Origin of the sequence: Bacillus sp. DB-2, assembly GCF_003315125.1 — a bacterium.
Taxonomy (GTDB): Bacteria; Bacillota; Bacilli; order Bacillales; family Bacillaceae_G; genus Bacillus_A; species Bacillus_A mycoides.
Map to the genome: position 1 here is coordinate 287,526 of NZ_QNRN01000002.1, position 16,290 is coordinate 303,815.

13 protein-coding genes and 2 pseudogenes are annotated in these 16,290 nt (G+C 36.1%); 1 reads left to right on the forward strand and 14 read right to left on the reverse strand.

The window, feature by feature from the left end; genetic code table 11:
• Positions 1–368: 368 nt before the first annotated feature.
• The 8 genes and pseudogenes from DET63_RS04445 to DET63_RS04480 all read right to left on the reverse strand — a co-directional run bounded on the left by DET63_RS04445 (position 369) and on the right by DET63_RS04480 (position 7,535).
• The gene (locus DET63_RS04445) at positions 369–1,115 is read right to left on the reverse strand and encodes a CPBP family intramembrane glutamic endopeptidase (RefSeq protein ID WP_002084319.1); all 747 of its coding nucleotides are present in this window, start codon (positions 1,113–1,115) and stop codon (positions 369–371) included.
• Between the two features lie 312 nt (positions 1,116–1,427).
• Positions 1,428–1,538, reverse strand: coding sequence for a YjcZ family sporulation protein (locus DET63_RS04450; RefSeq protein WP_000540371.1), 111 nt, complete (start codon positions 1,536–1,538; stop codon positions 1,428–1,430).
• Between the two features lie 744 nt (positions 1,539–2,282).
• Positions 2,283–2,369 (reverse strand): annotated as a pseudogene (locus DET63_RS04455) (YjcZ family sporulation protein); the annotation flags it as partial.
• Between the two features lie 293 nt (positions 2,370–2,662).
• Positions 2,663–3,643 carry an alpha/beta hydrolase gene (locus DET63_RS04460; protein WP_113935980.1) on the reverse strand — a complete coding sequence of 327 codons (981 nt, stop codon included), beginning with the start codon at positions 3,641–3,643 and terminating at the stop codon, positions 2,663–2,665.
• Between the two features lie 182 nt (positions 3,644–3,825).
• Positions 3,826–5,193, reverse strand: coding sequence for a sensor histidine kinase (locus tag DET63_RS04465; protein ID WP_113935981.1), 1,368 nt, complete (start codon positions 5,191–5,193; stop codon positions 3,826–3,828).
• Positions 5,190–5,864: a response regulator transcription factor gene (locus DET63_RS04470; protein WP_001142154.1), complete on the reverse strand. Its 675-nt coding sequence runs from the start codon at positions 5,862–5,864 to the stop codon at positions 5,190–5,192. Before DET63_RS04470 ends, DET63_RS04465 begins: the two co-directional genes overlap by 4 nt.
• 390 nt (positions 5,865–6,254) lie before the next feature.
• A pseudogene (locus tag DET63_RS30525) lies at positions 6,255–6,500 on the reverse strand (GNAT family N-acetyltransferase); the annotation flags it as partial.
• Positions 6,501–6,647: 147 nt separating this feature from the next.
• Positions 6,648–7,535 carry a LysR family transcriptional regulator gene (locus tag DET63_RS04480; RefSeq protein ID WP_113935982.1) on the reverse strand — a complete coding sequence of 296 codons (888 nt, stop codon included), beginning with the start codon at positions 7,533–7,535 and terminating at the stop codon, positions 6,648–6,650.
• A 142-nt stretch (positions 7,536–7,677) separates the two neighbouring features.
• On the opposite strand from DET63_RS04480, the gene DET63_RS04485 reads away from it, so the two are divergent.
• The gene (locus DET63_RS04485) at positions 7,678–8,436 is read left to right on the forward strand and encodes an NAD-dependent epimerase/dehydratase family protein (RefSeq protein ID WP_113935983.1); all 759 of its coding nucleotides are present in this window, start codon (positions 7,678–7,680) and stop codon (positions 8,434–8,436) included.
• Between the two features lie 324 nt (positions 8,437–8,760).
• Here DET63_RS04485 and DET63_RS04490 read toward each other — a convergent pair whose 3' ends face one another.
• The 6 genes from DET63_RS04490 to DET63_RS04515 all read right to left on the reverse strand — a co-directional run bounded on the left by DET63_RS04490 (position 8,761) and on the right by DET63_RS04515 (position 16,060).
• Positions 8,761–10,191 carry an IS4 family transposase gene (locus DET63_RS04490; RefSeq protein WP_113935984.1) on the reverse strand — a complete coding sequence of 477 codons (1,431 nt, stop codon included), beginning with the start codon at positions 10,189–10,191 and terminating at the stop codon, positions 8,761–8,763.
• A gap of 144 nt (positions 10,192–10,335) precedes the next feature.
• A complete protein-coding gene (locus DET63_RS04495; RefSeq protein WP_181777890.1) occupies positions 10,336–11,424 on the reverse strand; it encodes a phosphotransferase enzyme family protein in 1,089 nt (362 codons plus the stop codon).
• A 249-nt stretch (positions 11,425–11,673) separates the two neighbouring features.
• Complete coding sequence (locus DET63_RS04500) at positions 11,674–13,101, reverse strand: IS4 family transposase (RefSeq protein ID WP_113935985.1); 1,428 nt, start codon at positions 13,099–13,101, stop codon at positions 11,674–11,676.
• A gap of 129 nt (positions 13,102–13,230) precedes the next feature.
• A complete protein-coding gene (locus tag DET63_RS04505) occupies positions 13,231–14,220 on the reverse strand; it encodes an ABC transporter permease (RefSeq protein WP_113935986.1) in 990 nt (329 codons plus the stop codon).
• A 1-nt stretch (position 14,221) separates the two neighbouring features.
• Positions 14,222–15,091, reverse strand: a complete 870-nt coding sequence (locus DET63_RS04510) for an ABC transporter permease subunit (protein ID WP_063225630.1) — start codon at positions 15,089–15,091, stop codon at positions 14,222–14,224.
• A gap of 558 nt (positions 15,092–15,649) precedes the next feature.
• Positions 15,650–16,060, reverse strand: a complete 411-nt coding sequence (locus DET63_RS04515; RefSeq protein WP_113935987.1) for an Lrp/AsnC family transcriptional regulator — start codon at positions 16,058–16,060, stop codon at positions 15,650–15,652.
• Between the last annotated feature and the right edge of the window lie 230 nt (positions 16,061–16,290).

The following is a 16,290-nucleotide window of genomic DNA, read 5'->3' on the forward strand; positions in this document are numbered from 1 at the left end:
GTCCTGTTACATAATATTATGCTTGTCCATATTATAATGTGCAATAAAAAAAGCACCCTCGCCCAGGCGCCAAGAGATACATATACGTTGAGGTAACTAACACGTTAGAAAAGGCCCTTCCATATCATTGTATGATTATCAATTATCTTTATACCTAGCAGACTCATTAAATACGTTTAATGTATCATTTCTATTAGTTTAACCATGCCTAATGTCATCCTTTCCTATGATTCTACAGAAAGAATAACGTATTTTTTCATTTTAGGGGAATAATTAATCTCTTAAGTTGATGAGCATGCAGCAAGCCCCTTTAAAGGTAATATTGCGGTACCAGGCTGCCCTCTATACTGAAAAGGTAATATCACAACTCAAACTGCTATATTTATTTCCTGTCGAATACACTCTTTTTTATTAGCACGTTTCCATAAATATATGGTGTAGAAGAATAAAATTGCAATAATAACATATGCGAAAAGCGACGAGGCTTGAACATTCCCCATAAAATTAAAGAAATTATTAAAAGTGTGGAAAGTAATGGTGATAATAATTGATTGCTTATTTACGATAAGTAAGGACAGAACAAGTCCAACTAAAAATGCATATATGATTTGTAAAATGGTATCTTCAATAGACTGCCCACCAATTAGTTGTAATAAATGGGTGAGACCAAACAAAAAACTCGAAATCAAAACTGATTTTTTTATCCCCTTTGAAAACAACATTTTGAGCATAAATCCACGAAAAAAGATTTCCTCAATAAATGCAACAACAAAAAATTGCATGATAAACATAAAAAATAAGTCAGATACCGATGTTGTGTTTAATCCTTTATTACCAAGTAGTATTACTAATAGAACAATCACTAATGGGGAATTTAATAAAATGGTATTCTTCATTGAATTATTTAACTTAATATCAAAGAAATAGAATTTCCACTTGTTCTTTATTGTTAAATATATTAAAATTCCCACTGCTAAAGGAACAAGTCCAATAAATTGTAATACTGGACTGGATGGCTTAGTAATAGTTTGATAGGCCCCGTTAAGCGTGTAAAAAATCATTAATAAAAATTCTAACCCAATAATTTTTAAAACAATATTCTGATTTACCTTCATCTAGAATCCTCCCCTATTTATCGATTTGAGCATTTTTCTTTTGGATTACTGCACTGTTACTATTTATAGATTAATAGTAACTTATTAATTCATCAAATAATTTACTGATATTTCAAAAAATATAACATAAAACACTTTATTGTCCTCATGATAAGGTAAACAAATACCTCAAACGAGGAAATTGATCTCTTCAAATTGAAAATATATAAAATTCCTTTTTGGGGGTTTTATATATTTTTTTAGTTGATGGCGATGTGGTGAGACCCCATAAAGAAAAGACACCCATATAAGAGTGTCTTTTCCAATAGTTTTTTAGCAGAAGCAACTGCATCCGATAATGATTAATAAAATAAATAATACAACAAGTAAAGCAAATCCTCCAGCAAATCCGCAGCCTTCGCCGCAACTACCACCATATCCCATAATAATATTTCCTCCTTTAGATAAGAGGGTGAAACTAGGGTTCATTCCATGTATTTTAACGGGTTCACTTTACCTTATGTTTTTACGCCTGAATTGAGCACGTCCTAAAAAAAAGACGCCATAAGGCGTCCCCCACAATTGGGTAGATAAGGTTTAGTTTTCCAATTTAAAGAAATTATGTATCACACCTTGAGAGTATATCATAATATCTGTTAAATTTAATATTCTATGCATTATTACATAAAAAAAAGACACCCTAAGGTGCCGGTGCCTTCCTCCGACTTGAACCACTTTAATTTAATAATATGTATTGGACATTAAGTAAACACGTCCTATAAAACAGAATCATTTATTTTCAACAGATTGTTAGTGTACAAATACAAGAGAATCGAGATCGTTTGTTTGGCTAGATTAAAGCAACGCCACACCTATATGGTTGAGATGTGTTACGCCTTCTAATCGGAGAATCAGCTTTATAGAACGTGTCCACAATTTATATTTTACTACATGTAATATTTATTTTATGTAATTTTTACAAATATGTATAATTACATAAAATTCACGAGAAAAAGAGAGTATACTTTGATATTGTGTAATAAAGATAAGGCCCACCTACGGAAATAGGTGGGTTTTTTGTTGGACATTACTATCTCATTGCACAAAAGGGAATTTGCATTAAAATAATATCATATTCTTAGAGTTCTTATATTGAGAAAAAAGACACTCTTATGAGTGCCCCTTTTTTTAGTAACCGAATCCGCCGCCCCAACAACTACATCCTATAATGATTAACAGGATGAATAGAACGATCAGTAAAGCAAATCCGCCACCTAACTGTCTACGCTTAAAGACTAAAGTTACCTTTAGCCCTCCAAGACTCGCTACGAGCGAATGGCTAGTTCTTACTCGACGGGAATCCCACCCGTTATATGATACGACCTAGGCTTGGCCGCACACCTGCCTCGTTAGTTAATATGAAAATGAAACCCAATGTCTTTCAGGCGAAAGTATAATCTTCGTTTGGAAATATACAACTGTTTGGACATAAAAAAGACCATCGAAATGATGGTCTTGCAGACTGTAGACAAATGCATAAAATAACGGATGAACATTTCTCTGAACACTTACTTTACTTCTTTCATAAATAGTCTAACGTTTTCAGCGATTTCTTTGAATTTGGTATGGTGTAAATAATGTGATCCATCCATGGTTACTACTTTTCCATGTACCGAGTCTTTGATCTGCCCTTCATGCAGAGGTATCCATCCTGCTACATCTTCACTATTCGCTTGTACAAAGAGAAGAAGTGGAAGATATTTAGGGAAGATTAAACCTTGAGCCCCTTTAAAATTAGACGAAATATGGTCCATCTCATTCAAGGTTGTGTCATTATACATGTTTTTATTCGAAATCATTTTCATTTGCTCTACGGTTTTTTCATCAAATGCCAGTCCAGCATAGGGGTCAGCACTGATTTTCATAGCCAATCTTAAGAGGCCTGATTTTTTGAGATATGCAAACGTTTCTAATGGGAAATTGATATCCATACCCGGTTGTGTTGCAACACTGCTATCGATTCCGACAAATGCAGTCACCTCGTTTGGATATTTGTTCACATAATCAATTCCATAAATACCTGTAATGGAGTGGCCCATGAGCATGTATCTGTTAATATTAAGCTGCTGTAGAGCTTCATGAACTTCAATTACCATATTCTCCGTGGTTCGCTCTTTTACAGTTTCATCACTTAATCCATAACCGAAAGGCTCTACCACAACAACTTTGTAAAATGGAGATAATTCATCGATAAGAAGCTTAAAATCAAGCCCTGGAGTAGCTGTTCCATAACCAGGCAGGAGCACGATCGTTTCCTCGCCCTCGCCTTGAATTAACACATTCATGTTTTTCCCATCTACAGATACGTGCTGCCCGTAGGGCACTATTCGTTTTTGCTCCGAATGACTACTCATCACATTTACGATATAAACAATACCTAAAAAAAGTACAATGGCTAGAACGATTGCTCCTATGATTTTAAGTAAGATGTTTCGCACTTTCTTTATTTTCATTCCGCTCAGCGTTTTCTTTTCCTCTTGTTGTGTCACTGTCATCTTCTCCTGTCCTGATCTGTTTGCCTTCCTTCATGTGCCTGTAATGAAAACTTAACCAATGAAGATGTACTCACCATGACGACAATATGAACTGAATATGAACTGCCAAAAAAAATGCTACGGCTCTATATGCAAGTAAGCTTGCATATGAGTCGTAGCATAGAGAATGAATCTAACTAATCTGTTGGTGTAGTGATTGGCAAGGTGACAATGAAGGTCGTTCCTTGGCCAGGTTCACTTTTCACTCGGATGTCACCTTGATGAAGCGACACGATCTGTTTAACGATAGCGAGTCCCATACCACTTCCGTCATACTTACGACTGTGGGAACGATCGGCCTTAAAAAAACGCTCGAATATACGCTTCTGGTCGTCAAGGTGAATACCAATACCAGTGTCGGATATTAGGATTGTGACGTTTTTGATATCTTGTTTGATGCTTACGTTAATCACGCCGGCATCCTCGGAAAATTTGATGCTATTTCTGAGGATATTCGTCCATACCTGATTTAACAGGTCATGATCAGCCGTTACTTTAACTGTCTGTAAGTCAAGCTCGAAATGTATATCGCGAGCAGACCATTGTGGCTGGAGCGCCACAATTATCCGTCGGATTTGTTCATCGAGGCTGAGCGTGACGAGCCGCAGTTGCTTTGACTGCGATTCAAGAAAACTCAGCTTTAGCAGGTTATCGCTCATTTTGGACATCCTTTTCGCTTCAGCGATGATAATATCAAGATAACGGCTTCGTTCGTATTCTGAGAGGTCAACTTGCTTAAGCACTAGAGCATAACCGGATATCGAAGTGAGCGGGGACTGAACCTCGTGCGACACGTTCGTTACGAATTCCCTGCGCATCCGCTCAAGTTGCTGCAGATCGTGCATCATTTCTTCGAAGCTGCGAGCCAAAGTACCCAGCTCACTCGTTTGCTTAATATTCAACTTGACGTTGAAATCTCCAGATGCTATCCGCTTGGTCGCTTTTGTCAGCTTTTTTATCGGTCTTACCAGGAATACAGAGGCAACTAGAATCAATAAGCTTCCCGCAATCAACGAACATGTTGCAAAGACCAATGCCCACTTTGTGACAAAAGAGGCTGAAGGAGGGGCGAGCGCTTCCAAAAATATCGCTTTCGTTCCCATTTCCGTTTTCAACGGCAACCCTAAGAGGACCGTGGCAATACCATTAGGAGTGTCCTGAACAACACCTCCATCTAATACTTTCTTTAGTTGCTCCATCGTCACAGGCGCAGGTTTGTGTCCGTGAAGTTTACCGTAAGACTTGAACTGACCCGTTTCTTCGTAAATTCGAATATAATAAGAATCGAGCTGCTTCATTTCACTTACGAACAAGTCCGCTTCACGTAACGGAAAGGTCTTGTAAATCCGGACGATGTCTTGGCCAAAGTTACGTGAGTTGATTTGAGCGTTTTCGTTCAATTTATCTTCGAATATCCAAGTTGACACCAAAAAAGAAATGATCGTGCCCCCGATGATGGAGACTAAAAATGTCAGGACAACACGTATATATAAGGATCTGATCATTCATAAACCTCAAGCCGATACCCAAGTCCGCGCACCGTTTCGATCCGAAAATCGGGTGTTGTCGCGAACCGCTCACGCAGCCGTTTAATATGTACGTCTACCGTTCGATCATCTCCGGCGTAATCGATACCCCAAATCTGATCGATCAACTGCACGCGCGTATAGACTTGTCCGGGTGTTCCAGCGAGCTTATACAGCAATTCGAACTCCTTTAGCGGCAACGTAAGCGACTCCGTCCCTTTCATCACCTTATAGGTCTGTCGATCAAGGATGACGTTCCCTAAATGGATCGTCTGCGTGGAGCCAATCTTGTATCGTTTGAGTAGTGCCCTAACACGAACCGTCAACTCTAACGGATCGAATGGTTTGGTTAAATAATCGTCCGTCCCAAGTTCGAAACCTTTCACTTTCTCCCATGTTTCTCCTCTCGCAGTCAGCATAAGTAAAGGTAGATCAGGATTGGCTCTTCGGAGCTCCTTGCTTAACGTCCAACCATCCATAATCGGCATCATAATGTCAAGTACGACAAGATCGACATTCGTTGAGATGTAGACGGCCAGTGCTTCCTTGCCATCCGCTGCTTCAGCTGTTGCGAATCCGTCGTTGCGTAGAAATAAACAGACGAGTTCGCGAATGTTCGCATCGTCGTCAGCAACTAGTATAGTAGGCATCGGTTCCCTCTCCCCCCTGTTTTCCACCGCATTATTTCAAGCAATCATTATACTATAAATTAACACGTATGTTGATTAACCAAAGTAATACAGTTTCTTGATTTATCGACCTGTAGAATTCAAGTGTTTCTTTCAAACTAATTTGCCACTCAATTGACAAGGCTTCACAAAGAAACAGGCGTGTGAAACCTGCAAATGACAAGCGTTTATTTTGTCTTTTGGCCTTGTGCACGAAGAAATTTCAGCAAAGCATAGGCAATTAATTATAGCTGTGAATAACTGATTGAACAACGCATTGGATGTTGTGCCAAACAATACGGAAACGTTCAAGTTCAGCTAAATCCAACGGAAAAATGATTCAATTGCCCAGCGCTATTTTTACATGGCGGCGATTCCTTCGGACAGATAGATTGGTAGAACGCATATTCCCCAAACTACTCCAGTAATTACACAATCTGAAATAACACGCCCCATACCCACTAATTATTTTTCATCAAATGCGTAAATCGCGTATCAACTTTGATTGCACATTCGTTCCAAATCAATACTTGTTAATTTAAGTGAATTCCACCATAAAGATTCATATAGGTTTAGTAATTAGTCAAAGTTATTAGGGTATTCTGTCGTATAATTTATATATTACCATATAATTACCTCCTGATTTTTTTATATTATAGTTCTACATCAACACATAATATATAACTTTTTCTCATTGCTTATTGAACTAATCTGCTCCGTTCAAGAAGAACCCTATCAGTTTAAATAACTCAGATTTTGGCAAAATTAAATTGATTCAAATGATACCCACCTTTTAGTAATCTCAGAAAATTTCTTAGTCGCGAGTGAGGTTGGTTTTCTTATAGCTAATCCAATAGTTCGATAGCTATCACTTTCAAGTGGAATGGCTGCAAAAGAAATTTTTGATGTCGGTATAATCATTTCTGGCAATATACTAATTCCTAGATTATTCTCCACCATGGAGATCACTGAGTATTCATTCATATTTTCGAATCGAATATTGGGGCTAACTTTATTCTCCCTAAATATTTTTTGAATATCATCATAACACTGATATGTTGGCATAATAAAAGGTACATTTTCTATTTGTTGCATTGATACTTGGTTTTCCTTACATAATGGGGATTGGTTAGATACAACACATAAAAGTCGATCCCTCTTCAATTGTACGATTTCAAAGGATTTTTCAAATGATTCAAAGTAAGTATCATTATTAATAAATCCACAATCTAATCTCCCGTTTTGTAACCAATTCTCAACCTCAGCATAGTTTCCTTCCAGTAATTCGATTTCAATATTTGGAAACTTTTCCTCCATTTTTTTAAGAATACCAGGAATCCAGTTTTTAGAAATACTCGAAAAAACCCCCACTCTTACTGTTCCTTTTTGGAACCCATTGATAGCGGCTACTTCCTGCTTCAGCATGTTGTTATAGTATAAAATTTTCCGAACGGTAATTAAAAGCTCCTCTGCATTTTTGGTCAATGTTAAAGTAGAGTGATTGCGAATAAATAAAGGACAGGAAAACTCTTTTTCCAAACTGCTAATTGCATGACTTACAGCAGATTGGGTGAAACCTAACACTTCTGCAGCTTTTGTAAAACTATTGAGTTCTGCCACTTTGTTAAATATTTCATATTTTATTAAAGTCACTATGGTCCTCCTCATGAATTTTATTCATGTCTCCATTATATTTCTTCGTTTTATTTAATGCCATTACCAACATACAATAAGTGCATGCTCTATTATATGACCCTTGACAAGGGATGTATTTTTTATGGAAGGATGAAGTGAAATGCAAAAAATTTTAGTTACAGGTGCTGCAGGTAAGATTGGCCAAGATGTTACAAGATTCCTAGATAAGCAAGGGAATTACCAGTTACGGCTAGCAGATATTAACTTATCTGCTTTAGAAACTTTTAAAGATACACATCATGAAATCATATATTTAGATGTTTCTGATTTAGCTGCTTGTCAAGAATTTACGAAAGGTATAGATATAGTTATACACTTGGCAGGTAATCCTTCGCCAAATGCTGATTTTTATGGCTCCTTATTAGAAAATCATATAAAGGGAACCTATAATATTTTTAGAGCTGCTAGTGATAATAATGTATCCAAAGTGATAGTTGCTTCCAGTGCTCAAACAATTGAAGGCTATCCTTTGGATTATCAACCACATGCTTATTCACCCACGAGACCCAAAAATATGTACGGGGTAAGTAAGTGTTTTGCAGAGGCTGTTGCTTCTTATTTTGCTTATGAAGAAGGGTTACAAAGTCTTGCTATTCGTATAGGTGCATATGATGATTATAATCCATATGGTAAATCACTAACAGCTAGAGATATGAGTGCATACTTAAGCCCAGAAGATTTTATGGACCTTCTCTTAAAGTCGATGACGGCAAAGAACTTACCTCCATTTTCAATTTTACATGGTGTATCTAACAACAGGTTTAAACGAATTGATATTGAAGGAACAAGAAAGTTAGTTGGTTATAGCCCAAGTTCTGATGCTTTTGTACTAAGTGGTATTAAGTTTTTTGATTCTTGATAAAGGCATATCTAGAAAAGAGATTATATTATTGTTATTTAGCTTTTATTTGTTCTATTTTCAATAGCTACAGTTTCTATAATCATAAATATTCCAATTTTCCCAGATAGAGCACACTATTCTTCTGTCTCATTTGTGGAACAACTCTATTGTCACCACTAGTTCCACAGATGTTCTTTTCCTTTTCAACATAATGGGGTAGCACCACATGCCCATCAAGCTAACCAAGTAAATTACTAGATACGAAATGATTCTTGTTTCAAAACTAGCAAGTGATAAAAAAGTAGGCATGCTAAAGAAGCCTATTAAAATGCGATTTTTTCGCTAGGCAGCTTGTCTATGCTTCACCGTCGTTTTATACACAATCCCTAGAATATCAAAGACGGTCATCTTCTTATACCTATGACATTTACGACCGTTTTTTTTGAGCAGCTGATAAAGGCGATGCAGAATTTTTAAAAGTTCTTCTGTGCCAACGGCTATCGCTTGAAACAGTAAAGGAAAGTAATCTTTAATCATATAAATCGCTTTGTATTCACTCAGCTCCTGCTTTTTCTTTTCAAGCAGAAACTGTCGCATTTGAAACATTGTAGAAGAACAGAGGAGAATGCCCATGAGTTGTCCATATAAATGGCACTCTAGGCGTTCCCTTTTAATATTTTTACATTCATCAATTTCAAAGAATGACTTCCACGTTTTAAACAAAATTTCAATCTGCCAACGAAGTGAATATAATGAATGCACGTAGTTCGTCGGTACTTCTTCTAGCGACGTGTTCGTGATATATACATTCATGCCCATTAAACGTTTACTTTTATCCTTCATGACAATGCCTTTCTTCTTTTCACGTATCGCTTGGTTTTTCAGGCGTGTTTGCGTTTGATCATCGGTTAAACGATGGATAATAACACGTACTGGAAGTTTCTGGTTTTGGCCAATGTATACCTCGGGGATTTCTATCGTTTCATCAGGGATTAGACCAGACATCATTTGTGTCATATCAAGTTGGATGTATTCTGTCTGCTTTTTTAACGTACCATTGTTGAAGTATTCTGGTTCAGGGTTCTTGATATAAATGCGTGTATTTAACTTCAACCTCGAGATATAATAAGCATTTTTATCATGAATGGTTTGTAAGTCTCCTAAATCGAAGTAACCAAGATCACGTAAACACAAATCGCCCGCTTCTACGGTTTCAAGGCAGATAGTACCGTATGTTTTATCATTATTCTTTCCTGGTCCAAGCTGCACGTTAAGAAATTGACCACTAAGTAAATCATATTCCAATTGGATTTTCACGCCTGCGGTATTACTACTCCCACCTGAACCTTGATAGTCAGTGGCGAAATGGTCAGGCAGTTGAAACACTGTTGCATCTAAAATACGGATACGATTGAAAGTAGAGATCACGTGTGCAGAAAGTGAGTGATTTGAACAGAGTTTTTGTGTGAGAAGAGAAGTAAAGACTTCTCGAAGAAATGCGACAGCTGCTGGATTAAAGCGTTGATTCAGTCCTTCTGAGCTCATAAGTACCCCAGTGGAAACTTCTAACTGACTGCACAATTGTGTAAGTGATGTGCTAGCAATTTCTTGGCTGATCCATACGCAAAGGGCAATGAGTTCGTTGGCTTGATACTTGCTAGATCGCTGTACAAAGCCAACTTGTTTGGCGATATCTTGTAGGAATACTGGAGATAAAAAGTATTGTAGCTCTTGTGCGAAAAGATTCAGTTCATTTGAAATGATAGGATTCATCAAAAACGCTATCCTTTCTGTATATTTCTACAAAAAGAATAGCGTTTTTTTCGTTTTATGGATACAATTTTTTAGCTTGATGGCGATGTGGTGCTACCCCATACCCATCAACTTAAGAAATTATTAAAGGTTGCTACAAAAAGACTATATATTTCGCTCCTCATACTCAAAGGGTTCTTTGCACGAGTAAATTTTATGAAAAAATCCCATATACGGAATATCGTCTTCCAAGCATTTTATGCGATATGACAACTCTTCATCGCATTCCGGTTCTTCACCATTGTTCCGCATACAGTCGAATTCCTCTATAATAGATTCCATGAGGTTTACCTTGATAAATAAGGGTAACTTTTCTAACATCGCATTTTCAATTTTGGTCTCAGATTTGTATCCTGCGAGGACTACTTCAAAATAATTATCCATAAACTTTTTACGTTTATCCGCATCTGGTTCAAATTGTATCCAACCCATTCCGTTTGTCCAGAGACTTGCAAGGTCAAACATATACCAACAGTAACATGAATTATCGAAATCATATACGGTTATTTGCCCCGTATCAAAATCTATCGAATAATTCCCATCGTTGTAATCAAAATGGACCATACCGAAAGACTCACGGTTCCTGTCCAATCCTTCTAAGGTTTTAAGGAGCTGTATCATCTTCTCCTTAAGTAGCGATAACGAGTCAGGTATAAGTTTATCGACATATTCGGCATTATACTTTTCAGAAAAACTATTCCGGTGGTGGACAGGAGTATACCCCTTTGATATTTGGTGCAGTTTTCCTAGGGATTTACCACAATTATAATAATACTCGGAGATCAGAACTCCTTCCCGGTACCTATAATTATTTTCCACAAGCATTTTTCCTTTTGCCTTTTTAAATAGACAGATAAAAAAGGTATGATTATTATAGATAATCTCTTCCAGCAGTTTCCCCTTCTTAGAGCTGATTACATCCGATACACTTCCTCCATGCTTGAATAAATACCTGATGTACTCAACTTCTCCCAGAAAATCTTCTCGGCTTCTGTCATTTAAAAAGGAGATTCTAAGTATCTTGGCATCAGTGCCCTCTTTCTCACAGGTATAAACGACATTACGCCCTCCGGTATGTGCCTTAACCGGCTTGACTTCATAGCCTTGCAACCCGTACAAGTTTGATACTAATGGAAGTAAATATGCATCACCGATTCTAATAACCTCGTTATGGGTCATAATACCTACACTCATAAATCGACGTCCCCCGCTTCCTTATTTTTCCTTGCATTATTATCATATTGTGAATAGGGAAATTTCACAATTATTTTATTTGCTTTGGGGAACGATGAATTTCCTAAGTTGATGGGTATGGGGTCGCACCACATCGCTATCAAGCTAAGCTTATGCAAAGTCAATTTGTTTCTTTTTTCTAAGGGGTAAGTGTAGGTGATTGAAAGATTTGCATACGAAATAAACCCTAATGGGTTTCACTTTTTTGAATTAAGCGGCTTGATTATCAGACATGGAATTGTAAACGACACCTAATATATCAAAGACCGTTTTTTTCTCATATCGATGAGATTTCCGCCCGTTTTGCTGTAGGAGATTGAACAGACGAAGTAACACCTTTGATAGCTCTTGGGTGTTTTTTTGTATAGTTTGGAATAGAAGAAGAAAATAGTCTTTAATCATATATATGGCTTTATACTCACTAAGCTCTCGTTTTTTCTTCATGAGGAGCAATTGGCGCATTTGAAACATGATAGAAGAACAGAGTAGAATGGCAATCAACTGACCATATAAATGGCACTCCAATCGTTCTGGTTTTATCTTTTTACAATGATGAATTTGAAAGAATGACTTCCACGTTTTAAATAAAATTTCGATTTGCCAACGCAAAGAATACCAGTCATGTACCTGTCCCATCGGGACAATATCTGTAGGGGTGTTTGTCATATATACATTGATACCACTGAGTCGTTTACTACGAGAAGAATACTTCATTCCTTTCTTTTTTTCTCTTACAGCTTGATCTTGTAATCGTTTTTGTTGCTGTTGTTTTGTTAATCGATGAACAATTACACGAGCTGGCACTTTATCAATCATTCCTACATAAGCATCAGCTATTTCACATGTTTGTCCTGGTTGAAGAGAGTTCAGTAACATCTCCATATCTAACTGTATATACTCTGTACCTTTCTTAATTCTTCCATCTTGAAAATAATCAGGGTTAGGATTTTTTTGATACATACGTGTATTCGACTTGATACGAGAGATATAGTAGGCCTCTTTATCTTGTATATATTGAAGGTCTTTTAAATGAAAATAACCTAAATCTCGGATAAATAAATCATTTGCCGTCACAGTTGGGGCACACAGAGAGCCGTAAGTACGATCATGTTGTTTACCTGGACCTGTATGAATATGTAGGAACTGTCCGCTTAACAAATCATATTCAAGTTGAATTTTTATCCCAGCAGTATGGCTACATCCTCCTGCACCTGGATAAACCGATGAAAATACATCCGGGAGTTGAAATGCAGTTGAATCTAAAATACGAATACGCTTGAAAACAGAAGTGTATGGAGAAGAAATCGGCATAGATGCGGCCAATTTTTTGCTTAGTAGTTCGGCTAGTAGCTGTTGTAAGAGTAGGACGGCCGACTTATTAAACCGTTGATTTAGTCCCTCAGGACTGATGAGTACTTCTGTTGATGCTTCTAAACAGCTAGATAACTGAGTTAAAGAAGTCATAGCTACATTTTGGCTCACCCATACACATAAAGCTACTAAATCTTTTGCTTGGTACTTACTGGTTCGTTGTACAAAACCAACATCTCTAGCAAGATCCCGTAAGGCATATGGAGATAAAAAACTTTGAATCTCTTGAGCAAATAGTTGTAATTCGTCAGACACAGAAACAGACATAAAATACGCCATCCTTTCCTATGATTCTACAGAAAGAATAACGTATTTTTTCATTTTAGGGGGCATTTCTTTTTATAAACTTGGTAGCGATATGATGATACCCCTTGTAAGTGAGAATTAAAGCTGTGTTTATGCTTGATGTTTGAATGTAAACAATTCATTTTCAGGCACCTGCAAAACACTCTTATTAGTATTTTTAACAGAGATACTGGCAGCTCTGTTTTTTTCTAAAGAATCTTGAATACTATCAGTTATTTTATTCGCAGCTAGAACAGTCAAACTAAAGAAGATTATCGGAACCATTGGAATCCAAGTATCAGCAGATAGAGAAGGATAGTACATCCCAATTAAACCAGTCCACTCATGTGTTACAGAATCAGCCTCATCACCATAAAGAACTGTTCCACCAAAAAACAAAGTTAGTAAGCCTAAATGAAGCAACAATGTTAGTGTTTGTACGAATTGTTGCATAAGCATTATTATAAACGTTGGAACCAGGTGAGGAAGAATGTGCTTAACAACAATGTATAATTTTCCGCCACCGAGGATCTTTGCAGCTTCAACAAACTCTTCAGTTTGCAATTTCCTTACTTCATTTGCAGCATATAATGATAGAGTGGGAACACTTAAAAGAACAATCACAGCCAATTGAAATAGAAGTCTTTGGTAAAATGGAGCCGGTATCGTCCCATTTGCATAAATAAGTACTTCTGATAATATGAAATAACAAATCATAACCATTGGTACAATTGTAAAACTATCAAAAAATGCTTCAATTTTTTTAAACCCTCTTTTAACATATGCACCAAGTAAAAAACCGATTATAACGCCTAACACCATGCGTAATATGGCTACTACGATTGCAAACCCAATAGTCCATTTTGCCCCTTCAATTATCAGATTGAGTAAGTCGTACCCCGCTCTGTCGGTACCAAATAAAAACTGCATTGAAGGTGGAAATGGAGGCACTTCAGGATAACCAGTTTTATCATATTGAAGGATTACTTTATGTATATTTCCGTCATTAAAAACAGTATTTCCTATACTTAGGACCATTAATATTGTTAAAAATAAACCACCTAACCAGAACCGTTTATCACGTTTTAAATAATTCCACATATTATATTTTCTCCTTCATCGCAGTAGGTACCAACCAATGGAAACATTTAAAAAATAAGAATATAGGTAAGTAAATTAATATTAATCCAACCGTGAATACCTCAACACTTTGGTATTCTTTAATAAAAACAAAGAATCCGAGAGTATTGAAAATCGATTCTATTATGTATAAGTTAGAGAGCATAAACCATATATTAGCTTTTACAAAGAACAAAGTACTTAATAGAACGTTTCTTAGTACATGGTGGTTTAAAATATGAAGACGATCCATCCCCTTTGAAGCAGCGAACAACACATAATCCTTTCTCAACTCATCCTCAAATCTTAGAAGTAAGAACTTAACAAACATGATAACGGTAGGTATACAAAAACAGATAATCGGTAAGAGTCGCACCTTCTGGTCTCCAATTCCTGCTACTTGTGCTGCCATAACACCAGTTTTCTGGAATATCCATACCACCAACAATTGGGAACCAACAATAAACAATATGTCAGGTAAAGATTGAAGAAATAACATGAATTCTTTAATCCTATTCTGCCATTTTTCGTTAACCCTTAAGATTACGTGTACTAGTATAAATGACACTATTAATGAAACAATCAGTGAAATTGAGAGTATAACCATCGTCTCTTTATAGTGAAAAAATATTTGTGGGAACAAATCCTTTTTAATCTTCATACCATACTGCATAGATGAAGCATGTAGTATTATCTTCTCGCAAATTTTATAAATACTACTAAAATACCCTGGAATATCTATTGAAAGCCCTTTGAATAGAATTGGTAGAGAGCCAACCGCTAGTATACCGACAAACGACAACAATAGATGAATAATTAGCTCCCAGCCTGATAGAATGATTTTCTTCGACACAGAACCACATCCTTCTTACTTAATTTTCCACTATTAATAATAGATTTAATTTTCAGAAATGTAAACCCTTATATCGGTATAGGTAAACTTTCAACGGGGCATTTACAAAAATATGGAGCTCTATTATAGAATTGGCTAAAATCTAACATCATTTAGAGCATCGTTATTTTAAAGTCCTTGATAGTTTTGTATTTCCTAGGATAAGGGAAGTCCGTGAAAAAACGGATGATCTTTAGCCTATTCTATTACCGTTGAGGAGTTTGAAAAGGCCGTAATGGAACTTCTTACAGGGGTACCGTCACATTGCTATCAGGCAAAAAAAATACAACTACCCACAATAAGATTTTGTGCTAACTTGTAATAAAAAGTTTATTTTTTCGTTTTGGGGGTATTTGCTTTTCTTAGCTTGATGGCGATGGGGTCGCACCACATCGCCATCAAGCTAAAATTTCATAAGAAAAAGAAACTGTTTTGATTAGTTTATTTAAAACTTTTTTCAAAATCGTTTCTTTTTATTAGTTATCTATTTTGAATTAAACGAACATTTTTAGTGCTGTATTATTTCTTGATTACAATGGATAATTTATAGTTTGCATACTTGTTTAAATCCATTAAAAATTGATCTAATGATTCATTAGATGGAAATCTGCATTCAAGAAGATAACAACCTTCCCCACTAATTTTATAGTTATTTATGATGTGTTTCTCATATGTTTTAATAAATGAAAGATACGGTTGATGATGTGTATCTTTTATATAGATATTAATAACAGCATACATAAAGCAACCTAATTTAACTTGATTTACTTTAATGCTATAACCTTCAATTACCCCATTATCCTCTAATTTAGCAACTCTAGATGCGGCGGCTTGTCCTGTCAAATGAACTTTCTCTCCTAATTCTTTCATAGTGATACGACTATTTCCAGATAATTCTTCTAATATTCGCATGTCTGTATGATCCAGCATAAAATCAAATCCTTTCAAAAAAGTGTAAAAATCTTTACGTAAATGAAGTGCTTTTTAATAAGTTTGTTAATGCTAAAAATTGTGCTGATGACAAATTTTTTTGAAATAGCTCAGCACATTTACTTAAAAAAGAATAAAGTGACTCTTTTTCTCCACACATTATTTTAAATGAATCTCTATATTTCTTCAATTGAAATGTGGTTTAGCTTAATTAATACTCATGAACACAA

What these genes read in the sequence shown, in the direction of transcription:
- DET63_RS04450 (WP_000540371.1), bottom strand. Translation starts at nt 1,538, where the DNA reads ATGGGATATGGTGGTAGTTGCGGCGAAGGCTGCGGATTTGCTGGAGGA.
- DET63_RS04495 (WP_181777890.1), bottom strand. Translation starts at nt 11,424, where the DNA reads ATGAGTGTAGGTATTATGACCCATAACGAGGTTATTAGAATCGGTGAT.
- DET63_RS04465 (WP_113935981.1), bottom strand. Translation starts at nt 5,193, where the DNA reads ATGATCAGATCCTTATATATACGTGTTGTCCTGACATTTTTAGTCTCC.
- DET63_RS04515 (WP_113935987.1), bottom strand. Translation starts at nt 16,060, where the DNA reads ATGCTGGATCATACAGACATGCGAATATTAGAAGAATTATCTGGAAAT.
- DET63_RS04490 (WP_113935984.1), bottom strand. Translation starts at nt 10,191, where the DNA reads ATGAATCCTATCATTTCAAATGAACTGAATCTTTTCGCACAAGAGCTA.
- DET63_RS04500 (WP_113935985.1), bottom strand. Translation starts at nt 13,101, where the DNA reads ATGTCTGTTTCTGTGTCTGACGAATTACAACTATTTGCTCAAGAGATT.
- DET63_RS04505 (WP_113935986.1), bottom strand. Translation starts at nt 14,220, where the DNA reads ATGTGGAATTATTTAAAACGTGATAAACGGTTCTGGTTAGGTGGTTTA.
- DET63_RS04485 (WP_113935983.1), top strand. Translation starts at nt 7,678, where the DNA reads ATGCAAAAAATTTTAGTTACAGGTGCTGCAGGTAAGATTGGCCAAGAT.
- DET63_RS04470 (WP_001142154.1), bottom strand. Translation starts at nt 5,864, where the DNA reads ATGCCTACTATACTAGTTGCTGACGACGATGCGAACATTCGCGAACTC.
- DET63_RS04445 (WP_002084319.1), bottom strand. Translation starts at nt 1,115, where the DNA reads ATGAAGGTAAATCAGAATATTGTTTTAAAAATTATTGGGTTAGAATTT.